Origin of the sequence: Gordonia sp. NPDC003585, from assembly GCF_040610755.1 — a bacterium.
In the GTDB taxonomy this organism is placed as follows: Bacteria; Actinomycetota; Actinomycetes; order Mycobacteriales; family Mycobacteriaceae; genus Gordonia.
On record NZ_JBEXMX010000005.1, the window covers coordinates 73,593 to 94,633 of the forward strand.

Sequence of the window (21,041 nt, forward strand, 5' to 3'; positions counted from 1 at the left end):
CTACTGTGCACGGTATGGCGATTTCCTTCGCGCGGTTCGGGTGCGGGGCCGCAGTGGCCGCGGTCCTGCTTGTCGGTGCCATCGGCTGCGGATCGGATGATGGTGACAGGGCGCCGTCGTCGACGGCCCTCCAAAGCACGTCGTCGACGCCGCTGAGCACCTCGATCCCGCCGGCACCGACGAGTACCGTCACCTATCGTCCGCCCTACATCGACCACGTCGAATGGGTACAGACCGATGTCGGTCCGAGTCTGCAGGTGCACCCGACCACGTCCGGCAGGTACACGACCGACGAATCCGCCATGGGTGATGCGTGGTCGGAGGTGGTGCGCCTCGACGCGTCGGCGAACAGCCCCGGTATGCAGGCGCAATTCGACTGCCACTGGCGCTTCGCGCGCATCGTCGACCCGGAGAAGGCGAGCTGGAATCTCGAGCCGCGCCGGCCCGTCGTCGACGAGCAGACCATGATCGACACGCGATGCAATCCCGGCTTCGCCGAAGAGAACTGACGTTTCCACAAGTGGTTGCCATCGCGCTCGGAAAGCGAGCGTGATGGCAACCGGAATCAGGTGAGGACGACAGGCAGCACGAAACGTCGCAGCAGTGCTTCCTCGTTGTCGGGGTCCGGGTCGGTGAGCAGCGACACGATGACACGCACGAGCCACTGCGCGCGCAGGGCGCGCTCCGCATCGGTAACGCCCAGGTCCTGCAGGAACGACCCGGCGATCGATTCGATGGCCGGTGACAGCAGGGCAAGTCTGGTCGACGTGCCGGCGGCGTCGGGGGTGAACCAGGCCAGGAGTGCGGGGTCGGCGCGGACCCCGGTCAGCGCCGTGGTGATGGCGGCGGTGAGACGGTCGGCCGGACCGCCGATCTCCCGAATCTGCTCGGTGATCGACTCGGCCACGCGCGTTGCTGCGCGGTCGACGTAGGCGGCGTGCAGTTCCTGTTTGCCGGGGAAGTAGCGGTACAGCGTCGCTCGGGAGCACCCCACCGCCGAGGCGAGGTGGCGCATGGTGACCGACGAGACGCCACGCGCGAGGAACAACTCCTCGGCGACGTCGAGGATGCGCCCGGCAGCGAGTTCGGCGCGCTCGTCGGTGAGCCAGCCGGTACTCATCGACCCGCCGGGTAGAACGGCACAAAGGTGGGTCGGCGAACGTAGTTCCCTGCTGCCCAACGTATTCCGTCGGAGTCCACAGCGAAACTCGGATACCGCCGGAGCAACTCGGTGAGCGCTATCCGTGCCTGCATGCGGGCAGCAGCGGCGCCGAGGCAGTGGTGATTGCCATGGCTGAAGGTCAGGATGTTCCGGGGTCGACGGTCGATGTCGAGGTCCTCGGCGTCGGGGCCGTAGGCGGCGGGATCGCGATTGGCCGCGGCGTAGCAGAGCAGGACCTTGCGCCCGGCCGGGAGGGTGACGGTTCGCCCGACATCCGCGTCGGGCAAGGTCACCTCGCGGGTCGTCGTGCGCGCGAGGTTCTGGACCGGTGAGGTGAGACGCAGCAACTCGTTCACCGCGTCGGGGATCAGTGTCTCGTCGTCGATCAGCCGGGCGCGCTGATCGGGGTTGCGATGCAGAAGGTCGACGCTGCCGCCGAGCATGCCGGTGGTGGTGTCGTTGCCACCGGCGACCATCGTGAAGGTGAAGGCCAGGATCGACAGGAGACCGGGCGGGTCGTCGGCAAGGCCGGCGGCCGCCAGGTGCGAGACGGTGTCGTCGGCCGGATGCTTGCGGCGGTACTCGATGAGCCCGGCGAAGTAGCCGAGCATGTCCATGGTCGCGGCGCCTGCCTGGTCCTCGGTGTCCTTGTTGCCGGTCGCGGCGCCGACTATGGCGTCGGTCCAGCCGTCGAACTGCGATCGATCCGACTCCGGTACGCCCAGGTAGTGCGCGACCACCATGCTGGGCAGCGGTTTGAAGAGTTCGCCGACGATGTCGGCAGGCGCCGACCCCGAGCCGTCGATCCGGTCGAGTCGTTCGCGGACGAAGTCGCGGACCTGCGGTTCGAGCGTCGTGACCTGGCGCGGGGTGAATCCGCGCGACACCAGCCGACGGAACTGTGTGTGCACCGGCGGGTCGGTCATCACCATCGGTGGGTTGTCGGCCATCCCGATCGCCTCGAGTTCGCCATAGGCCACCGTGAGGCCGTCCGACGACGAGAACGTCGCCGGATCCGACGCGGCCGCGATGACGTCGGCGTGGCGCGTGAGCACCCAGTAATCACCATCGTCGACGTGATGCACCGGCGATTCCGACCGGAGCTGTGCGTACAGCTCGAAGGGGTCGGCCCAGGTCGTGCCCGACCGCAGCACAAACACGGGCCGATGAGACGTCTGAGTCCTCATGTAGCCAATATGAGACACTTGTCGAAAAGTGTCAATCTTCTATGGTGGAGGGATGACCTCCAGTCCGTTCCCGCGGCGTGTCGCGCTGATCTCGGTGCACACGTCACCGCTGGCGCAACCGGGCACCGGAGATGCCGGCGGGATGAACGTCTACGTCTGGCAGACGGCTCAGCGCCTCGCCCGACGCGGGGTCGAGGTGGAGATCTTCACGCGCGCCACGTCGTCGAGCGACGCGCCTTCGGTCGCGGCGGCTCCCGGGGTGACGGTCCGAAACGTCGTGGCCGGCCCGTTCGAGGGTCTCGACAAACGTGATCTGCCGGCCCAGCTCTGCGCCTTCACCGCCGGCGTCCTGCGTGCCGAGGCCGCGCAGGAGCCCGGCTACTACGATCTGATCCACTCGCACTACTGGCTGTCGGGGCAGGTGGGCTGGTTGGCCCGCGACCGGTGGGGTGTCCCGCTGGTGCACACCGCGCACACGCTGGCGGCGGTCAAGAATGCCTTCCTGGCCGCCGGTGACACCGCCGAGCCGCAGTTGCGGGTGATCGGCGAACAACAGGTGGTCGACGAGGCCGACCGTCTGGTGGCCAACACCGAAACCGAAGCGAGCGAACTGGTTTCGATGTACCGGGCCGACGCCGACCGGATCGACGTGGTGACGCCGGGTGCCGATCTGGACTGCTATATCCCGGGTGACAAACGTGCGGCGCGGTCCGCGCTGGGTCTCGACCACGACGAGGCGATCGTGACGTTCGTCGGCCGGATCCAACCGCTCAAGGCGCCCGACCTGCTGATCGAGGCGGCCGCCCCGCTGATCCGCGGGGCACGCGAGTCGGGCCGACGGTTGCGCGTCCTCATCGTCGGCGGACCGTCGGGCTCGGGACTCGACCGCCCCGGCGCGCTGATCGACCTGGCCGACGCCGTCGGTATCTCCGACGCCGTCACGTTCTTGCCGCCGCAGCGTTCGGCTGCGCTCGCCGATGTGTATAGGGCGTCGGATCTTGTTGCAGTGCCCAGCTATTCGGAGAGCTTCGGTCTGGTGGCCATCGAGGCCCAGGCGTGTGGCACGCCGGTGATCGCTGCCGACGTCGGGGGTCTGTCGGTGGCGGTGTCGGGCGGGGTCACCGGTGTGCTCGTCGACGGACATGCGGTCGGGGACTGGACGAATGCGCTGGAAAAGGCTCTGGCGCAACCGGATCAGCTTGCCGAGATGGGTCGTAGCGCACGTCTGCACGCCGAACAGTTCTCCTGGGATCACACCGTCGACCAGTTGCTGTCGAGCTACTCGGGTGCGATGCAGTCGTTCGCGGCGCGGTCGCCGGCCGCAGCGGCGCCGGTGTCGCGGCAGCGCAGGCCGTGGCGGCGTCGTCGGACCAGGTTGGCACCCACAATCGGACGGAGTTGAATCGGTGTCCCACACGGACGTGGTGGAACTGCTTGAACGAACCCTCGCGGAACGCGATATCCCGTTCAGCCGCAAGAGTTCCGGCGGTTCGGAGTCCGAGCACGTCGTCCTCGAACTCCCCGGTGAACGCAAGCTCAAGACGACCGTTCTGCTGACCGCGAGTCGCCACGGTGTGCGCGTCGAGGCGTTTGTGTGTCGTCGGCCGGACGAGGATCACGAGGCCGTCTACCGGTACCTGCTCAAACGCAACCGCCGGCTCTACGGCGTCGCGTACACCATCGACAACACCGGCGACATCTACCTCGTCGGCCGCATCTCGACCGACGCCCTGGATTCTGATGAGATCGACCGCGTGCTCGGTCAGGTGCTCGAGGCCGCCGACGGCGACTTCAACACCCTGCTCGAGATCGGTTTTCACACGTCGATCCGTCGGGAATGGGCGTGGCGGGTGTCGCGCGGGGAATCGTTGCGCAATCTGCTCGCGTTCGAGCACCTCATCGACAAGGACTCCTTGCCCGAACCCGGTGAGCCCCTTCCCGATCGCTATGTACCCGGTGTGACCGGGCCGGACGAGCCGGGTGCTTCTGCCGACTGAGGCCCCTTCTGCCCACTTCGCGCCTGTGGTAAACCCGACGATACGGACAGAGGTCCACGTCACATAGTGTCAATGACTGTTGATACGATTGCGCGCGAAACCCACCACTGGAGGTGCCATGAGCTTCACGAGTCCCTTTCCCGACGTCGAGATCCCCGAGGTCAGCGTCTACGACTTCCTGTTCGGCTCCATCGACGACGCGGACATGGACCGCGTCGCGCTCGTCGACCCGAAGTCGGGTGACGAGACCACCTACGCGCGGCTGATCGGCCAGATCCACGCGGCCGCGGGTGCGCTTGCGGCGCGGGGGATCGGCGTCGGCGACGTGGTGGGCATCCTCTCGCCCAACATCCCCGCCTTCGCGACCGTGTTCCACGGCATCCTGCGTGCCGGCGGAACCGCGACGACCATCAACGCGCTCTTCACCGCGCCCGAGATCGCCAAGCAGCTCACCGACTCCAAGGCGAAGATGCTGGTCACCGTCTCGCCGATGTTCGAGCAGGCCGCGGCCGCGGCCAAAGAGGTCGGTATCTCCGACGAGAACCTCATCGTGCTCGACGGTGAGGGGCAGAAGGCGACCGGTCACCCGAACGCCGTCGATCTGCTCGCGCCCAATCTGCCGGCACCCGAGGTGAGCTTCGACCCGGCGACGCATGTGGCCGCGCTGCCGTACAGCTCCGGCACCACGGGTAACCCCAAGGGCGTGGCGTTGAGTCACCGGAATCTGGTTGCCAACGTCGCACAGATCACGCCGCTGCAGGGCGCGAGTCCCGACGACGTCGTCATCGCAGTGCTCCCGTTCTTCCACATCTACGGGATGACCGTGCTGCTGAATGCGGCCCTGCACAACAGGTCTCGTTTGGTGATCATGCCGCGGTTCGACCTCGTCGAGTTCCTGGAGAACATGCAGAACCACAAGGTCACCCACGCTTACATCGCGCCGCCGGTCGCGGTGGCACTCGCCAAGCACCCGATCATCGACAACTACGACCTGAGCTCGCTCAAGACGATGCTGTCGGGCGCTGCGCCGCTCGACGACGAACTCGGGCAGGCCGTCGCCAAGCGACTGAACGTGCACATGCTGCAGGGTTACGGCATGAGTGAACTCTCGCCGGTGAGTCACATGATCCCCGACGACACCAAAGGCATGCTGGGACAGGATGATCCGCCGCTGTCGTCGACCGGCTGGGCAGCGCCCAACACCGAGAACAAGATCGTCGACCCGGCCACCGGCGAGGAGATCGAACTCCCGGCGGAGGGGTTATCGGAGCCGGGCGAGCTGTGGGTGAAGGGGCCCAACGTGATGCTTGGTTACCTCAACAACCCGCAGGCCACCGCAGACACCATCGACGCCGACGGGTACCTGCACACCGGCGACCTCGCGCGCGTCGACCCCACCGGCTGCATCTACATCGTCGACCGGCTCAAGGAACTCATCAAGTACAAGGGCTATCAGGTTCCGCCCGCCGAACTCGAGGCGCTGCTGCTGACACACCCGAAGATCGCCGACACCGCGGTCATCGGCGTCATCGAAGAGGAGAGCGGCGAGGAGATCCCGAAGGCGTTCGTCGTCAAGCAGGCCGACGCCGACCTCAGTGAGGACGAGGTCATCGAGTTCGTCGCCGCCAAGGTCGCGCCGCACAAGAAGGTGCGCGCGGTCGAGTTCATCGACGCGATCCCGAAGTCCGCAGCGGGCAAGATCTTGCGAAAGGACTTGCGCCGGTAGCTGGTTCTGGATGCGGCAAGGGTGTCCTCCCGCCGGCTGAGGTGCGAGCCTGCGAGCCTCGAAGCCCCTGGTGAGACGACATTTTCGTCTCACCAGCGCCCTTCGAGGCTCGCTTCGCTCGCACCTCAGGGAGCGGTGGGAGTCGCTTCGCTCGCACCTCAGGGAGCGGTGGGAGTCGCTTCGCTCGCACCTCAGGGAGCGGTGGGAGGCTCTCGGCCTGAGCGACTCAAGTTGGCTCCAAGTCCACCTCAAGGACGCTGGGCGATGGTGAACACCGACCGATCCACGCCAGACAGGAGCCCGAGAATGGGAATGTTCGACCGCTTCACCGGAACCAAACGGCCGTCGGCCGATACGCCGCCGCGCAGTGCTACGGAAGTACGCGCTGCGATCCTCGGGATCAACCGCGACACCGCGCCGTTCGTGATCCGCGACGGCGCTGCCGATGGGGTCGATCTCGTCGCCGAGTGGCGCATCGTCGACGCCCGCTGGTACGAGATCTTCGCGAAAGCGGGACTGTCCAAGGCTTTCCAGATCCTCATGCGGCTCGACGAGAACGAACACGAAGTGCGTGCCGTCGACAAGGAATGGGAGGTCGCGTGGCGGGCCGGAGTGCCCGAATTGAGCCTTGCCGCATCGGGATTCCGCGGGCAGAAGACGTCGATCGAGTTCGGGACGGCCTACGCGTTCACCGAGCATCTCGAATACGGGCAGGTGTACAACTATCGCTTCGCGACCAAGGAACTCAAAGAGCCCATCCAACAGGCTGTTCTCGCGAGCGGCTGGACCTATCGCGGAGTCGCCTTCGGCAAGCTCTGAGACGTCTCAGTTCACGTCCTCGAGATGTCCCTCGGCGACATGGTGACGTTTGTGGTGCCAGTAGGTGAGTGCCCACAGGATGACACCGACGAGCAGTAGCCAGCCCGCGATGACGTACTGCTCGGGGTCACGTCCGGTGATCGGCAGGGTGAGGTAGCCGCAGGTGATCGCACCCAATACCGCGACAACCGTGTTGGTGCGGAAGTGTGGGTGGTCGACGTGATCGCGGCGCAATACCAGCACCGAGATGTTGACGACCGTGAACACCGCGAGCAAGAGCAATGCCGTCGTGCCGCCGAGGAGGCCGACCACCGAACTGTCGGGGTCGGCGCTGACGTACACCAGCAGGCAGAGCGCGATGACCGTGGTGAAGATGATGGCCGCGAACGGAGTTCGACGCCCCGGGTGCACGTACGCGAGGAACGCCGGCAGCACACCCTGTTTGGCCATGCCGTAGAGGAGACGGCTGGCCATCATCATGTTGATGAGTGCGGTGTTGGCGACGGCGAACATCGAGATCCACGGCAGCAGATCGGTGATCGGGAAGTCGGGGGCGGCCGCCTGCACGACGTCGACGAGCGGCGTCTCGCTCTCGGCGAGGACACCGACCGGGACGATCGCCACCGCGCAGATCGAGATCAGCACGTAGACAGTCGCGGTGAGCCCGAGGCCGGTGAGCATGACCTTGGGGAAGATCTTGGTGGGTTCCTTGCACTCCTCGGCCATGTTGACCGAGTCCTCGAACCCGACGAGTGCGAAGAACGCCAACGAGGTCGCCGCGGTCACCGCGATGAAGACGTTCTTGTCGCCCTGGGCCTCGAAGGCCACCACCGCATCCCAGTGCTCGGCATTGCCGCCGACGATGAACCAGTAGCCGATGAAGATCACCATCAGCAGACCCGACAACTCGACAAGGGTCAGAACGACATTGGTGCCGACGCCCTCGGCGACGCCGCGGAAGTTGATGAACATGACCAGCAGCAGGAAACCGATCGCGAAGAACAGCAGCGCGGGATTGGTCGCGTCGGGCTTGTCGCCACCACTGAATGCGGTCAGCATGTTCACCGCGAATGCACGCGACGCCGTGGTCGCCGAGGTGATTCCCGAACACATCACCGTGAACAGCACGATGAAGGTGATGAAGTGGATGCCGAAAGCCTTGTGTACGTACAGCGCCGCGCCGGCCGCCTGCGGGTACTTGGTGACGAGTTCCAGGTAGGAGAACGCGGTCAGCGTCGCGACCGCGAACGCGATGAGGAACGGCAGCCATGCCGCGCCGCCGACCTCGCCGGCCACCTGCCCGGTCAGGGCGTACACGCCGGTGCCGAGGATGTCGCCGACGATGAACAGCAGCAACAGCTTCCATCCGAGAACGCGCTTGAGTTCGGGTTGATCGGTGCGCGTCGCACCGGATTCAGTGCTGGTCATTCTCCGACGCTAGTCCCGACCTGTCTGGTTTGCCGGGTTTGTGGCCGGATTGAGTCCGGCAGAATGGTCAGATGACCAACATGCACCGCGTGGTGCTTGCTGCCTCCTTGCTCGCGACAACGGCGCTCACGATCCTGCTCGGCGTCACCGATCCCGCGACACCGCTCTACTATCCGACGCGGTTCCTGATCTGGAATCTCTTCCTCGCCTGGATTCCGGTGGTGTTCGCCGCCGGATTCGCGGTTGTGCGGCAACGATTCTGGCTCATCCCACTGGGGATCGGGTGGCTCGCCTTCCTCCCCAATGCGCCCTACCTCGTCACCGACCTCGTGCACCTCGGCGAGGGCTACGAACTGTGGCGGCATGTGCTGCAGTACGGGTTCGCGGCCTGGACCGGCATCATCCTGGGCGTCGTGTCGATGCTGTTGGTGCACCGTCGCATCGACCGCGAGTTCGGTCGGGTCGCGGGCTGGGCGACGGTCGTCGTGGCCGCCGGTCTCTGTGCGATCGGCATCGTCATCGGACGGTTCCAGCGCTGGAACTCCTGGGACCTCGTCACCCGGCCCGACGCCGTCGCCGCGACCACCCTGCAGTGGGTGCGATCGCCGCTGGCCCACGTGGAGTCGACGGGGGTCGCGCTGGCCGTCGGCGGGTTCTTCGCGCTGGCCTATCTGACCATCTGGGCACTCGCCGCCGCCGCGCCGGTTCGGCGCTAGGGCGTGTCTCCGTAGAACATTCCCCGCTCGCCGGGAGCGTCGTACCGGCATGTGCCAGACTTGCTGCCATGAGCAACGGCACCCTGATCCTGATGCGTCATGGCGAGAGCGAATGGAATGCGTCCAACCAGTTCACCGGGTGGGTGGACGTGGCGCTCACCGAGAAGGGGCAGGCCGAAGCCGTGCGCGCCGGCGAGCTCCTCGTCGAACATGATCTGCTGCCCGACATCCTTTACACCTCGCTGCTGCGTCGGGCCATCCAGACCGCGCAGATCGCGCTCGACAAGGCCGACCGCCATTGGATTCCGGTGAAGCGCGACTGGCGCCTCAACGAGCGTCATTACGGCGCGCTGCAGGGACTCAACAAGGCCGACACCCTCGAGAAGTACGGCAACGAGCAGTTCATGCTGTGGCGTCGCAGCTACGACACCCCGCCGCCGCCCATCGAACCCGACGCCGAATACAGCCAGTCGAGCGATCCGCGCTACGCCGACCTCGACGAGGTGCCGCTGACCGAGTGCCTCAAGGACGTCGTCGCGCGGATGATCCCGTACTTCACCGAGTCCATCGCCACCGACATCCAGGCCGGCAAGACCGTCCTGGTCGCCGCTCACGGCAACTCGCTGCGCGCCTTGGTCAAGTACCTCGACGACATCTCCGACGCCGACATCGCGGGCCTCAACATCCCCACCGGCAATCCGCTGCGCTACGACCTCGACGAGAACCTGAAGCCGCTCAATCCGGGTGGCACGTACCTCGATCCGGAAGCCGCGGCCGTCGGTGCCGCCGCAGTGGCCGCGCAGGGGCAGAAGAAGTAGTCACGCGCTGTTACGGGACGCGTGTGGCGTCCCGTAACACAATCGTCATGGTGCGCTAGGTGTGACGCGCGCTACATTGGATTCCATGGCGGATCTGGGGACCCTGCGAATTGTTCACTCTCCTGCTCAGGAGCGGTACGAGGCCGTACTGACTGCGGATCCGTCCGATCCGATGGCAGGTGATGCGGTCGTCGGCTACGTCGACTACGTCTCCGAGCCGTATCAGGTGGTCCTGACGCACACGGTGATCCGCGAGCAATACAGCGGTCACGGCTACGCGGCCGAGCTGGTGCAGACGGTCCTCGAAGACATCCGGGCCAGTGGCAAGCAGGTCGTGCCGGTCTGCTCGTACGTGCAGCGTTTCATCGAACGACATCCGGAATATGCCGACATGGCGGTATCCGTCCCACAGTGACCCTCTGACAGCTGTTGCGCCGCGCTACCGGCGAACTCCAGATGAACAGCTGCCGAACTTGCCCGGAGGATGTGCGCTCGACGTTTGTCGGGCCGTAAGCTGCGCTTGTGTTCGTTGCATTCGTTGCCGCAGCGGTCGCGATCGTGATCGTGGTCGGCATCGTGGTGGGTCGCGCCCTGGTCCTGCGGAGCGCATCGCGCGATGGCGCCGACCCTGCACACATCGGTGGCCAGACGCCGCGGCAGGGTGGTGCGCTCGCGGTTCCGCCGGCAGGTGCGGTGCACTCCGACACATCCACTCACGACCGCGCGAGCGCGCCGCGCGCCGTTCCGGAATCCGCCGAGCTGCGGGTCAACGACGTGCCCGCGACCACCCGCGACGGACGCATGACCAAAGCGGGACTGCTCAGTCTCATCGTGCGCAACTCCGAGACCGCGGTCGCGGTGGTCGACGAATTCCGCGACGTGGTGCTCTACAACCGCCAGGCCGTCGAACTCGGTCTGGTGCGCGAACGGCTGCTCGCCGACCCGGTGTGGGATGCCGCCAAGGAAGTGCTCGACACCGAGGTCGAATGCCGCTTCGATTTCAGTCCGCCCGCGTCGTCACTGGGCTTCGTCTCCACCGGGCGGTCACGCAAGCCGACGGTCGAATCGGTGCGCTGCCTCGCGCGGCTCGTCGCCGACGACAACGAGCGCTATGCCGTGGTCTACGGCCAGGACGACACCGAGCACATGCGGGTCGAGGCGACGCGGCGTGACTTCGTCGCCAACGTCTCCCATGAACTCAAGACGCCGGTCGGGGCCATCGGATTGCTCGCCGAGGCGATGCTGGAATCGGCCGACGACGCGGAGTCGGTCGAGCACTTCGGCCGACGCGTGGTCGCCGAGACCGCACGCATGGGCAACCTGGTGTCCGAACTCATCGCGTTGTCGCGGTTGCAGGGCGGCGAGACGTCCGAGTTCACCTCCGTCGACGTCGACGCCCTGATCGCCGACGCCATCGACGCCGGCACGATCGCCGCCGAAGCCGCGGCCATCGAACTGCGCACCGACGACCCGATCCACGTCACGATCCGCGGTGACCGTCCGCTGCTGCTGACCGCGCTCAACAACCTCATCGCCAACGCGATCTCGTACTCGGCCGCCGACACCACCGTGTCGATCAGCCGGCGCGTCACCCGCATCGACGGCCGTCCGATGGTGGCCATCGCGGTCACCGACCGCGGCATCGGCATCGCGCCCGACGATCAGCAGCGCGTGTTCGAGCGATTCTTCCGCGTCGATCAGGCGCGGTCGCGGATGACCGGCGGCACCGGCCTCGGACTGGCGATCGTCAAACATGTCGCCGCCAACCACGACGGCGTCATCGATGTGTGGAGCAAGCCCGGCACCGGCTCTACCTTCACCCTGTGCATCCCCGAGGATCTCTCCGACTCGGCCTGGATCGCCGAAGTTCATGACGCTGAGATCCATGACGCCGAGATCCACGATGCTGCAACAACTTCCCCGGATTTCGAGAACCAACCGAAGAAGGAAATCGATTAGGTGACCCACGTTCTGATAGTCGAGGACGAGGAATCGCTGGCGGATCCGCTGGCCTTCCTGCTGCGCAAAGAGGGTTTCGAGGCGAGTGTCATCAACGACGGCGCACAAGCGCTGGCGACATTCGACCGCGTCAGCCCCGACATCGTCCTGCTCGACCTCATGCTCCCCGGCATGTCCGGCACCGAAGTCTGTAAGGCGTTGCGCTCCAAGTCAAGCGTGCCGGTCATCATGGTGACCGCCCGCGACAGCGAGATCGACAAAGTGGTCGGCCTCGAACTCGGCGCCGACGACTATGTGACCAAACCGTATTCGGCCCGCGAACTCATCGCCCGCATCCGCGCGGTGCTGCGTCGGGGCGGAGACTTTGCCGACGAGGACCTCGACATCGGGATACTCGAGGCCGGGCCGGTCCGGATGGACGTCGAACGGCACATCGTCGCGGTGAACGGCGAGCAGATCACGTTGCCGCTCAAGGAGTTCGATCTCCTCGAGTACCTCCTGCGCAACGCGGGACGGGTGCTCACGCGAGGGCAGCTCATCGATCGGGTGTGGGGTGCCGACTACGTCGGCGACACCAAGACGCTCGACGTCCACGTCAAGCGGCTGCGCTCCAAGATCGAGCCCGACCCCGCAAATCCCAAGCACCTCATCACGGTTCGCGGACTGGGTTACAAGCTCGAAGCCTGAGCCCTTCGAGGCTCTCGGCTAGCGCCTCGAGCACCTCAGGCAGCGGTGGAGGGCTCAGGAGGTGGGGAGTCGGCGGGCACCCAATCGCCCTGACCGTCACCCTCGTCATGCCAACGGGTGTCTGCACGGATGCGTAGTCCGTCACGGTTGAACCAGAATGTGTCGTCGGGTGCGAAGCCGGCCATCACCGAAGACCCGGCCTGCACCGGTACCGCACGCCCGGCCGTGGCCAAGTATCCGTCGACGGTGAGGTGTAGCGCGTCGTACTCCACCGCGACCCGACGGTAATCCGGAACGAACCAGCGTGAGTCGACGCCGGTCACCCGAAACCAATCGTGTCGGTAGGACGCGGTCAGCTCGAGTGGGTACTCGTCGACCAGCGCCGCCCAGTCCTCGGGTGACGAGATCTCGTAAACCCTTTGTGGCGTGGTGATCTCGATGTTCCACAGTCGTGCCTCGGGCCAGCCGCCACGGTCTTCGATGTAGTGGAGTCCGGCGCAGCCAAGGCCCGGCAGCGCACGTGAGGTGATCCATCTCGGATGGGGCGACGACCACCACCGGCCGCTCATATTCGAGTGGAGGTCAGAATGGTGCTTGTCGGCCGCCCGGCGCCCTTCGGTGGCGATCTCGTCGTTGCGCCAGCGCTCCCACACGTCGATCGACAACTCGACGTCTGCCGGCTCCGGGTTGTACTTGGATTCGACGTGTCTGTTATGCCACTGCACGTACATCTGGTGACCCGACTGCAGCCCGGTGGACCACCAGTCGGTGGCCGGATTGTCCAGTGCGGCAGACAGAATCGGCAGGAATGGCTCGGGTCCGAGTGCAGCGCACAGCTGGTCGATCTCGTCGGGCGGTTGCCAGTACATGGCCGCGTCGACGGACGCACGCAGTGCCTCATGGACGTGCATGGGGTCAAGTTCACGGATCGCGTCGAGGCTCACCGAGCCGAGTTCGGTTGCGCGGTCGGCCAATCGGTGACCGTACTCGGGTGTGAAGTGCCACATCCAGAGCGATTGGCGACCGGTGGGATCGGCTGCCAGCGACGCCCAGTCGTACGCGAGCCGCCGTCCCCGCGGGCCCTGCGCCAGCAGTGCCTCGCGCCCGCTGGTCACGTGGCCTGATCGCCTTCGATCAACTCGTACTTGATGTCGGTCTCCCGGCGAGTGGTCGCGGCTGCGGTGGCCGGGTGAACGGCGATGAGCCCCAACCCGTTACGGCGTCGGCATGCGGCGGCCAGCGCGTCGTAGGCGGGTTTGCCGATCAGCTCTGTGAGTTCGGGGCCGTAGGACTGCCAGACCTGCGTCGCTCCGATGTGGGCGTCGGGCGAGCCGGAGCAGTACCACTGCAGATCGTGGCCGCCCTCGCCCCAGCCACGACGATCGAATTCGGTGATGGTGGTCTTGAGAACCTGGGTGCCGTCGGGCCGCTCGACCCAGTCCTGTTCGCGTCGTACCGGCAACTGCCAGCAGACGTCGGGTTTCACGGTCAGCGGCTCGAGCCCCTTGCGCAGCGCCATCGAATGCAGCGCGCAGCCCGCCCCACCCTCGAAGCCGGGCCGGTTGAGGAAGATGCAGGCGCCCTTGTGTCGTCGGGTCTTGAGCGCCGGCTCGTCGTCGAGGTCGCCCTCCTCGAGGTAGCCGCGGTTGCCCAGCGGGTCCTTGCCCGACCCCTTCTTGTAGAACTGCCAATCCTTCTCGGTGAGCATCGAGACGCCGTGCGCGAGGCGTTTGCGGTCGTCCTTGTCGGACAGGTACGCGCCATGACTGCAGCAGCCGTCGGTCTCGCGGCCCTCGATGATGCCCTGACAGGCAGGCGTGCCGAAGACGCACGTCCAATACGACAGCAGCCACGTGAGGTCCGCGTTGATGACGTGTTCGGAGTTCGCCGGATCGGTGAATTCGTACCATTCGCGCGGAAAGTCGAGGTCGACCTCGGGCGCGGGCTTCATGCGCCGCTGCGTCGGAGCGGGCGTGGTGACAGACACCTTTCCACGGTAACCGCCGAAGCGGTCAACGCGCCCGACGGGAAGCCGGGTTGGGCGCGAGTCGGCCGATATCGCAACCGCCTGCCGATGCGGATTGCGCAAGCACTATTTTGTAATCGTGCGACTTGGTGTTCTCGACGTGGGCAGCAACACTGTTCACCTGCTCGTGGTCGATGCTCATCGCGGCGGCCATCCGACCCCGATGAGTTCGACCAAGGCGGTGCTGCGCCTGGCCGAACAGATCGATTCCGACGGGCGGCTGTCCGATCGCGCCGCGAACAAACTCGTCGAATCGGTGGACGAATTCACCCACATCGCGACGAGCTCCGGATGTCAGCAGATCATGGCGTTCGCGACGTCGGCCGTCCGTGACGCCACCAACTGCGACGACGTGCTCGCCGAGGTCGCCGCCAAGACCGACGTCCGTGTGCAGGTGCTGTCCGGCCGCGACGAAGCGCGACTCACCTCGCTGGCCGTCCGACGCTGGTACGGCTGGAGCGCCGGGCGGGTGCTGGCCCTCGACATCGGCGGCGGGTCGCTGGAGATGTCCAACGGCGTCGACGAGGAGCCCGACGTGGCGCTGTCGCTGCCCCTCGGCGCCGGCCGACTCACCCGCGAGTGGCTGCCCGACGACCCGCCGGACCGTCGTCGGATCGGGGTCCTGCGCGATTGGCTCGACGCCGAACTGCGCGTCCCCGCCAAACAACTCCTCGGGCCCGGACAGCCCGACCTCGCCGTCGCCACATCCAAGACCTTCCGCAGCCTGGCCCGGCTGACCGGCGCCGCGCCGTCGAGCGCGGGGCCGCGTGTGAAGCGTCAGCTCACCGCCAACGGGCTGCGGCAGCTCATCGCCTTCATCTCACGCATGACCCGCGACGACCGGGCCGAGCTGGAAGGCGTGAGCGCTGATCGTGCTGGTCAGCTGGTTGCCGGCGCTCTCGTGGCGGAGGCGGCCATGCGCGCTCTGCAAGTCGATACACTGGAAATCTGTCCGTGGGCGCTGCGGGAGGGAGTCATCCTGCGCCGACTCGACACCGAACCGGCCGACACCGCCGAAGCCGCGGACGCCGGGTGAACATCTCGGCCCGGGACACGTGAACAACGACCGGGTCATCACAGGGAGGACGGAGAGCCAGCATGGCGAACGAAGCGGGGGCCAACGAAGCGGGACCCGATCCCCGGCCCATCTCGGTAGCCGAACTGCTGGCCCGCTCGCAGGGAACCGACGGTGGCGAGACGACCAGCCGTCGGTCGCGGGACCGCGGACGGCGCCGAGTCGGCCGCGAGGGCACCGTGTCGGTGTCCGAACTCACGGGTGAAATTCCGAAGATCACCGACGCCACGCCTGCCCCGGCCCCGCGCACCGCGCGGACCGCCCCGCAGACCCAGCCGACGCAGACCCAGCAGACACCGGCCCAGCAGCCTGCCGCCCAGCAGACACCGTCTCAGCCGACCCCACCGGCACCGGCACCGACACCGTCGGCCCAGTTCACGCCTCCGCAGACTCCGTCCGGTCGGACGGCCCCTCGGACCGGTCCGTTCCCGACGCCCGATGCCGGCGGCACCGCACCGGTCAGTGGGCCGTTCCCGAGGTCGGCCAATCCGGTCGCACGCCGCGGAGCGCCGGATCGTCCCGTGGCCGATCAGGGTTGGGCGCCGAACACTAGCCCGGCCGGCGGGCGGTCGGCCAGCGGCATGCCCGGCTATCGCGGCACCACGCCGCTCTCGACCCGCGACTTCAGCTCCGACGCGGTTGCCCGGAGACTCGCCGAATCCTCGGCCACCACGGACGCCACCGCATCGAATCAGCCGGCATCGAATCAGAATGACGACGCGGTCGACGAGGTCTCGGCGAATGCGGTGACCGGCATCATCCCGGTCGTCGGCGATGAGGACTCCGATCTCACAGTGGTCGACTCCGACGACGTCGTAGCCTACGACCTGTCGACCACCTCGGGATCGGCCGACGCCGATGCTCGGGTGCGTGACGACAGCAAGTTCGGCGAGGTGATGGACGACTTCGAGGCGTACCGCTCGTTCGCCGACGTCGAGGACGAACCTGTCGAGCCGAAACGCAAGCGCGGCTGGTTCGGGCGGAAGCGGAAATCGGACAAGACACCCGATGTCACCGATGGCCGGTCGTCGAGGCGTGCAGCTGCCGGGGCCGCAGGGGTCGCCGCGGCTGCCGCGGGCGCGACCGCCGCCGTGCCCGCGCTCCACGACCGGGAAGACGTCAACACCGAACCCGACAGCGCTACACCCGACACCGACATCGATTCGCCCGCCGCTATCGACACCGCCACGACCGACAGCCCGGCGAGCTTTGTCGACACCGCACCCGTTCCGGAGGAACGCGAGGTCGAACCGGCACCCGAGCCGACCGTCGAACAGCCCCCGACGACCGACACGGGCGCGTGGGCGCAGCCCGCGGTCGACCTGTCGAAGAGCGACGCCGAACCGAGCGACGAATTCGACAAGGGCGAGTTCGACGGGGATGAGTTCGACAGGGACGAGTTCGAGGAGGTCACGCCGGATCGCGCGCCCTATGTCGCGCCTGAGGCCGTCGACACCGCCGCCGAACCGATCGCGGAGACCGAAACGCTCGACGACGATCTGGACCGCGACGAAACCGACCTGGATGAGGACACCGAACCGTCGCCGATGAAGGCATGGCTGATGGTGATCGCCCAGGTCGTCGCCGGCCTGGCGATCGGCGTCGGCCTGTTCTGGGGATTCACCGAGCTCTGGAAGTGGAGCGTGATCTTCGCGCTCGTCCTCGCGGTGCTGGTGATCTTCGGGATCGTGACCTTCGCGCATCTGCTCCGACGCAACCGGGACCTCCCGACGACGCTGCTCGCGCTCGGTGTGGGGCTTCTGGTGACGATCGGCCCGCTGGTGCTCCTGGCGAGTCGCTGATGTATTCGATGTCGCTGATGTATTCGATGTCGCTGATGAAATCGAGGTTGCTGACGGGCCGGGCGTGGACGGCAAATGCGAGCCGGGCGTGATCGAACGGTTGCCTCGGCCGGAGATCCCGATCGGCTTGTCGACGGCGTCGGTCTATCCGCAGAACACCGAAGCGGCCTTCGCCTACGCCTCCGAACTCGGCTACGACGGTGTCGAGCTGATGGTGTGGGGTGAGGCGGTCAGCCAGGACGTCAAACACGTCGAATACCTGTCCGAGCGCTATCAGATGCCGGTCCTGTCGATCCATGCGCCGTGTCTGCTCATCTCGCAGCGCGTGTGGGGACGCGACCCCCTGATAAAGCTGGCGCGTTCGGTGCGTGCAGCCGAGGATCTCGGCGCGCCGACGGTGGTCGTGCATCCGCCGTTCCGCTGGCAGCGGGCCTACACCGCTGCTTTCGACGACACCGTCGCCGAGCTCGAGGCCGACTCCGGGGTGGCCGTCGCGGTGGAGAACATGTTCCCCATGCGCGCCGACCGGCTGTTCGGCGCGGGCGATCGTTCGGTGAACCGCATGACCCGACGCGGCGGCACACCGGGGGTGTCGATGTCGGCCTTCGGCAAGTCGATCGATCCCACCGACGACGGCTACGCGAACTACACCCTCGACTTGTCGCACACGGCGACCGCCGGTGCCGATGCGCTGGCAATGTTCGAGCGGATGGGGTCTGCGCTCAATCACCTGCATCTCGCCGACGGCCTGGGCGCGGCCACCGATGAACACCTGATCCCCGGCGACGGTTCGCAACCGTGCGCCGAGATCTGCCGGCGTCTGGCCGCGAGTGACTTCACCGGTGCGGTGATCCTCGAGGTGCACACCGGATCAGCGCGGACCAAACCCGAACGCAGCGCCCTGCTGGCACGTTCGCTAGATTTTGCGCGGCGACATCTCAAACGCGAGCTGCACACGGGTCGGGCCACATCCTGAACCGCGCGGCCACGTCGATCGCCGATTGAGTAGTGGGGGACAGACGTGGAGACAAGAGAGAACATGACCGACAAGTTGGCAACAGTGCTGACGCTGGACGAGATCAAGCGCGCCGAGCCCGACCGCATCACCTATCGCGCGGTCATCGACCCGGTGTTCACCATCGGACCCAAGGTGCACGGTGGCAGCCTCCAGATGGTGGTCGCCCATGCTGCCCGGGAGGCGCTCACCGCGCTGACCGCGCCTGACGATCCGAAGGCGGAGGCTGCGGCGGAACAGATCCCGGTCGCCATCTCCAGCGACTTCCTGAACGCGCCGGACGCCGCCGAGATCGACCTCGAGGTGACGCTGCGCAAACGCGGCAAGACGGTGACCGTGATCTCGGTGGATGCAGTCCAAACCGACCGCGTCATGGTGTCGTCGTCGATCACCATGGCCCGACCCGACACCGGGCGCTCGCACCACACCGGTGCGTCGGTGCTCGACGGCGTCCCGGTCGAACCCCCGCCGAGTGCACTGGCGCTCGACGGCTCGCCGCTGGCAAGCGTCAATCACCTTGGACCCGTCCTCGACCTGCGCATCGATCCCGCGACGATGCCCTTCGTCGACGGCAAGCAGGGAGAACCGCTGGTGCGTGGCTGGATACAGCCCAAGGGCGTCGCGCCCGACACCGATTTCGCTGTGCTGGTCTGCGACATCTCGATTCCGGTCGTCGCGAATCTCGGCCTGCATGGCTGGGCGCCGACGGTGCAGCTCACCACCTATGTCCGTCGTCATCCGGCGCCGGGCTGGCTGCGGTTTGCCGCGACCACGGTGGAGGTGGGACCCGGGATGTTCGAGGAGGATCACCTCGTGGTGGACTCGACTGGAACGGTCGTCGCGCAGTCGAGGCAGCTCGCGCTCCTCCCGCGGCGCTGAAAACCCGTACCTACAGGAAGGCGGCAATCCCAGTGACCGAACGCATCGCCATCGTCGGCGGCGGAAAGATCGGGGAGGCACTGCTCGCCGGTCTCATCGCATCGGGCACACCGACCAAGAACCTGGTCGTGGCCGAGAAGGCGCCCGACCGCGCCGCCGAGATCGCCGAGGAGTACGGCGTACTGGTGACCGACGTGCGTGCGGCCGCCGAGAGCGCCCAGTACGTGTTCCTCGCCATCAAGCCCGACGACGTCGACGACGCACTGCGCGCACTCGCCGGCGCCGAGGACTCCGGTGAGAATGAGCGCGTGACCGTGACGTTGGTCGCCGGTCTGCCGCTGATCCGCTACGAGAACGCGCTGCAGGCCGGTTCGCCGGTCATCCGCGTCATGCCCAACACCCCCATGCTGGTCAACGAGGCGATGTCGGCGGTGTCGGCCGGACGCTACGTCAGCACCGAGCAGCTGTCGGCAGTGGTCGGGCTACTCGAGACCGTCGGCAAGGTGACGGTGGTCCCGGAGAAGCAGATGGACGCGGTGACGGCGGTCTCGGGGTCGGGGCCCGCCTACGTCTTCCTGCTCGCCGAGGCCATGATCGACGCCGGGGTGGCGCTGGGCCTCACCCGCTCGCAGGCGTCGGAGATGGCCGTGCAGACCATCCGCGGTGCCGGGATCCTGCTCAGCGACGCCGGGGTGTCGCCGGTGGACCTGCGGGCCGCGGTGACCTCGCCGGGCGGAACCACCGCCGAGGCGATCCGGGAATTCGAGGCCGGTGGCCTCCGGCACACCGTCTATCAGGCCACTCGGGCCGCTGCGGCGGCCAGCGCGCGGGGTGCACGTCGAGTCGATGTCGAGGGTTCTGGGGCGTCGAACAGCGCCTGACGCGTGTCCCGACACTCCGAGAATTGTGGTCGACGAGCGGTTAAACCCCAGGATGTTGTGTCGATATGAGATTGACGCAGGATTTCCTGGCAACTCACGTCGCTTTTTTCACATCTGCCACGCTAAGCTCCTCTAAGCACGTGCGTGTCTGATGTCCGCCGGAGGGGAAGCCGGCGGCCGCGACGCGTGCACCGGAGGTATGAGTGATTCATGGCACCTGCAGACACTCCTGGTGACAGGACAGTAGGAAACAGCGGCAGCTCCGTTGGCAACGCGGCGTCGGGGTCGCAGTTCCTCACGGTCGCCGAGGTCGCATCGCTGATGCGGGTCTCCAAAATGACCGTCTACCGGCTCGTGCACAACGGAGAGCTCCCCGCGGTACGCGTGGGTCGCTCCTTCCGTGTGCATGCGAAGGCCGTGCACGACTATCTGGAGACGTCGTACTTCGACGCCGGATAGTGGTGTGGCTCGGTCCTGACCCGGATTTTTCGATAGCGGGACTCGCCCGGTAGGCTTGACGTTTGGTACCTGGTCGAAGACCACTGGATCAGGTGGTCGAAGACCACCGATCGGCCGTTGACGCTTCGGTGAGTCGGCTGCTGACCAGGATCGAGCACACACAACAGCATCAATCGTGAGGAAGCACCCCGATGGGTTCAGTGATCAAGAAGCGCCGCAAGCGCATGTCGAAGAAGAAGCACCGCAAGCTGCTGCGCAGGACCCGGGTGCAGCGCCGCAAACTCGGTAAGTAGGCGCACTCGTCCAAAGGACCCGCTACGGCGGGTCCTTTGTCGTATCGGTGCCGCGTCGGCCTGCGGAAATCTGTACCTGGGAGACCGGCCAGGTGCACAGTGCGTTTCGTCG

At 66.6% G+C, this 21,041-nt stretch carries 22 protein-coding genes; 17 read left to right on the plus strand and 5 right to left on the minus strand.

Going from position 1 to position 21,041, the window contains the following annotated elements; all coding sequences use genetic code 11:
* The first annotated feature begins 14 nt into the window (after window positions 1-14).
* Complete coding sequence (locus ABZW74_RS02350) at window positions 15-509, plus strand: DUF2599 domain-containing protein (protein WP_355273496.1); 495 nt, start codon at window positions 15-17, stop codon at window positions 507-509.
* Between the two features lie 56 nt (window positions 510-565).
* On the opposite strand, the gene ABZW74_RS02355 is transcribed toward ABZW74_RS02350, so the two are convergent.
* Window positions 566-1,120 (minus strand): TetR/AcrR family transcriptional regulator, encoded by a 555-nt coding sequence (locus tag ABZW74_RS02355; protein ID WP_355273499.1) that lies wholly within the window; start codon window positions 1,118-1,120, stop codon window positions 566-568.
* Window positions 1,117-2,349: a cytochrome P450 gene (locus ABZW74_RS02360; RefSeq protein WP_355273502.1), complete on the minus strand. Its 1,233-nt coding sequence runs from the start codon at window positions 2,347-2,349 to the stop codon at window positions 1,117-1,119. Before ABZW74_RS02360 ends, ABZW74_RS02355 begins: the two co-directional genes overlap by 4 nt.
* 52 nt (window positions 2,350-2,401) lie before the next feature.
* Here ABZW74_RS02360 and mshA point away from each other — a divergent pair, with 52 nt between their 5' ends.
* The 4 genes from mshA (at window position 2,402) to ABZW74_RS02380 (ending at window position 6,891) form a co-directional block, all read left to right on the plus strand.
* Window positions 2,402-3,751, plus strand: coding sequence for a D-inositol-3-phosphate glycosyltransferase (gene mshA, locus ABZW74_RS02365; RefSeq protein ID WP_240859504.1), 1,350 nt, complete (start codon window positions 2,402-2,404; stop codon window positions 3,749-3,751).
* A gap of 4 nt (window positions 3,752-3,755) precedes the next feature.
* On the plus strand, window positions 3,756-4,346 hold the full coding sequence (locus ABZW74_RS02370) for a YbjN domain-containing protein (RefSeq protein ID WP_240859506.1): 591 nt from the start codon (window positions 3,756-3,758) through the stop codon (window positions 4,344-4,346).
* A 118-nt stretch (window positions 4,347-4,464) separates the two neighbouring features.
* Window positions 4,465-6,072: a 4-coumarate--CoA ligase family protein gene (locus ABZW74_RS02375; RefSeq protein WP_355273506.1), complete on the plus strand. Its 1,608-nt coding sequence runs from the start codon at window positions 4,465-4,467 to the stop codon at window positions 6,070-6,072.
* 306 nt (window positions 6,073-6,378) lie between these two features.
* The gene (locus ABZW74_RS02380; RefSeq protein WP_355273508.1) at window positions 6,379-6,891 is read left to right on the plus strand and encodes a hypothetical protein; all 513 of its coding nucleotides are present in this window, start codon (window positions 6,379-6,381) and stop codon (window positions 6,889-6,891) included.
* 6 nt (window positions 6,892-6,897) lie between these two features.
* Here ABZW74_RS02380 and ABZW74_RS02385 read toward each other — a convergent pair whose 3' ends face one another.
* On the minus strand, window positions 6,898-8,319 hold the full coding sequence (locus ABZW74_RS02385; protein WP_355273510.1) for an APC family permease: 1,422 nt from the start codon (window positions 8,317-8,319) through the stop codon (window positions 6,898-6,900).
* A 71-nt stretch (window positions 8,320-8,390) separates the two neighbouring features.
* Here ABZW74_RS02385 and ABZW74_RS02390 point away from each other — a divergent pair, with 71 nt between their 5' ends.
* The 5 genes from ABZW74_RS02390 (at window position 8,391) to ABZW74_RS02410 (ending at window position 12,499) form a co-directional block, all read left to right on the plus strand.
* Complete coding sequence (locus ABZW74_RS02390; protein WP_240859511.1) at window positions 8,391-9,035, plus strand: DUF1361 domain-containing protein; 645 nt, start codon at window positions 8,391-8,393, stop codon at window positions 9,033-9,035.
* 68 nt (window positions 9,036-9,103) lie between these two features.
* On the plus strand, window positions 9,104-9,853 hold the full coding sequence (locus ABZW74_RS02395; RefSeq protein ID WP_355273513.1) for a phosphoglyceromutase: 750 nt from the start codon (window positions 9,104-9,106) through the stop codon (window positions 9,851-9,853).
* Window positions 9,854-9,938: 85 nt separating this feature from the next.
* Window positions 9,939-10,268 (plus strand): GNAT family N-acetyltransferase, encoded by a 330-nt coding sequence (locus tag ABZW74_RS02400; protein ID WP_240859513.1) that lies wholly within the window; start codon window positions 9,939-9,941, stop codon window positions 10,266-10,268.
* Between the two features lie 107 nt (window positions 10,269-10,375).
* Window positions 10,376-11,812: an ATP-binding protein gene (locus ABZW74_RS02405; protein WP_355273517.1), complete on the plus strand. Its 1,437-nt coding sequence runs from the start codon at window positions 10,376-10,378 to the stop codon at window positions 11,810-11,812.
* Entirely contained in the window at window positions 11,813-12,499 is a 687-nt protein-coding gene (locus tag ABZW74_RS02410) for a response regulator transcription factor (RefSeq protein ID WP_240859515.1), read from the plus strand.
* A 35-nt stretch (window positions 12,500-12,534) separates the two neighbouring features.
* Here ABZW74_RS02410 and ABZW74_RS02415 read toward each other — a convergent pair whose 3' ends face one another.
* Both ABZW74_RS02415 and ABZW74_RS02420 read right to left on the minus strand, forming a co-directional pair.
* Window positions 12,535-13,614 carry a hypothetical protein gene (locus tag ABZW74_RS02415; protein ID WP_355273519.1) on the minus strand — a complete coding sequence of 360 codons (1,080 nt, stop codon included), beginning with the start codon at window positions 13,612-13,614 and terminating at the stop codon, window positions 12,535-12,537.
* Complete coding sequence (locus tag ABZW74_RS02420; protein ID WP_355273556.1) at window positions 13,611-14,450, minus strand: hypothetical protein; 840 nt, start codon at window positions 14,448-14,450, stop codon at window positions 13,611-13,613. The genes ABZW74_RS02415 and ABZW74_RS02420 overlap by 4 nt, the downstream gene beginning before the upstream one ends.
* 154 nt (window positions 14,451-14,604) lie before the next feature.
* Between ABZW74_RS02420 and ABZW74_RS02425 the strand changes: the two genes are divergently transcribed.
* The 7 genes from ABZW74_RS02425 to ABZW74_RS02455 all read left to right on the plus strand — a co-directional run bounded on the left by ABZW74_RS02425 (window position 14,605) and on the right by ABZW74_RS02455 (window position 20,929).
* On the plus strand, window positions 14,605-15,561 hold the full coding sequence (locus tag ABZW74_RS02425; RefSeq protein ID WP_355273522.1) for a Ppx/GppA phosphatase family protein: 957 nt from the start codon (window positions 14,605-14,607) through the stop codon (window positions 15,559-15,561).
* A gap of 62 nt (window positions 15,562-15,623) precedes the next feature.
* A complete protein-coding gene (locus tag ABZW74_RS02430; RefSeq protein ID WP_355273524.1) occupies window positions 15,624-17,402 on the plus strand; it encodes a hypothetical protein in 1,779 nt (592 codons plus the stop codon).
* An 88-nt stretch (window positions 17,403-17,490) separates the two neighbouring features.
* The gene (locus ABZW74_RS02435) at window positions 17,491-18,378 is read left to right on the plus strand and encodes a sugar phosphate isomerase/epimerase (protein ID WP_355273527.1); all 888 of its coding nucleotides are present in this window, start codon (window positions 17,491-17,493) and stop codon (window positions 18,376-18,378) included.
* A gap of 63 nt (window positions 18,379-18,441) precedes the next feature.
* A complete protein-coding gene (locus ABZW74_RS02440; RefSeq protein WP_355273529.1) occupies window positions 18,442-19,296 on the plus strand; it encodes a thioesterase family protein in 855 nt (284 codons plus the stop codon).
* A 32-nt stretch (window positions 19,297-19,328) separates the two neighbouring features.
* Window positions 19,329-20,177: a pyrroline-5-carboxylate reductase gene (proC, locus tag ABZW74_RS02445; protein ID WP_355273531.1), complete on the plus strand. Its 849-nt coding sequence runs from the start codon at window positions 19,329-19,331 to the stop codon at window positions 20,175-20,177.
* Between the two features lie 210 nt (window positions 20,178-20,387).
* Window positions 20,388-20,636, plus strand: a complete 249-nt coding sequence (locus ABZW74_RS02450) for a helix-turn-helix domain-containing protein (protein ID WP_240859530.1) — start codon at window positions 20,388-20,390, stop codon at window positions 20,634-20,636.
* 191 nt (window positions 20,637-20,827) lie between these two features.
* The gene (locus tag ABZW74_RS02455; protein ID WP_003402602.1) at window positions 20,828-20,929 is read left to right on the plus strand and encodes an AURKAIP1/COX24 domain-containing protein; all 102 of its coding nucleotides are present in this window, start codon (window positions 20,828-20,830) and stop codon (window positions 20,927-20,929) included.
* The last annotated feature ends 112 nt before the right edge of the window (window positions 20,930-21,041 follow it).

Coding starts and splice junctions, on each gene's coding strand:
- ABZW74_RS02420 (WP_355273556.1), bottom strand. CDS start 14,450: ATGAAGCCCGCGCCCGAGGTCGACCTCGACTTTCCGCGCGAATGGTAC.
- mshA (WP_240859504.1), top strand. CDS start 2,402: ATGACCTCCAGTCCGTTCCCGCGGCGTGTCGCGCTGATCTCGGTGCAC.
- ABZW74_RS02355 (WP_355273499.1), bottom strand. CDS start 1,120: ATGAGTACCGGCTGGCTCACCGACGAGCGCGCCGAACTCGCTGCCGGG.
- ABZW74_RS02350 (WP_355273496.1), top strand. CDS start 15: ATGGCGATTTCCTTCGCGCGGTTCGGGTGCGGGGCCGCAGTGGCCGCG.
- ABZW74_RS02395 (WP_355273513.1), top strand. CDS start 9,104: ATGAGCAACGGCACCCTGATCCTGATGCGTCATGGCGAGAGCGAATGG.
- ABZW74_RS02380 (WP_355273508.1), top strand. CDS start 6,379: ATGGGAATGTTCGACCGCTTCACCGGAACCAAACGGCCGTCGGCCGAT.
- ABZW74_RS02440 (WP_355273529.1), top strand. CDS start 18,442: ATGACCGACAAGTTGGCAACAGTGCTGACGCTGGACGAGATCAAGCGC.
- ABZW74_RS02375 (WP_355273506.1), top strand. CDS start 4,465: ATGAGCTTCACGAGTCCCTTTCCCGACGTCGAGATCCCCGAGGTCAGC.
- ABZW74_RS02360 (WP_355273502.1), bottom strand. CDS start 2,349: ATGAGGACTCAGACGTCTCATCGGCCCGTGTTTGTGCTGCGGTCGGGC.
- ABZW74_RS02400 (WP_240859513.1), top strand. CDS start 9,939: ATGGCGGATCTGGGGACCCTGCGAATTGTTCACTCTCCTGCTCAGGAG.
- ABZW74_RS02430 (WP_355273524.1), top strand. CDS start 15,624: ATGGCGAACGAAGCGGGGGCCAACGAAGCGGGACCCGATCCCCGGCCC.
- ABZW74_RS02385 (WP_355273510.1), bottom strand. CDS start 8,319: ATGACCAGCACTGAATCCGGTGCGACGCGCACCGATCAACCCGAACTC.
- ABZW74_RS02450 (WP_240859530.1), top strand. CDS start 20,388: ATGGCACCTGCAGACACTCCTGGTGACAGGACAGTAGGAAACAGCGGC.
- ABZW74_RS02390 (WP_240859511.1), top strand. CDS start 8,391: ATGACCAACATGCACCGCGTGGTGCTTGCTGCCTCCTTGCTCGCGACA.
- ABZW74_RS02455 (WP_003402602.1), top strand. CDS start 20,828: ATGGGTTCAGTGATCAAGAAGCGCCGCAAGCGCATGTCGAAGAAGAAG.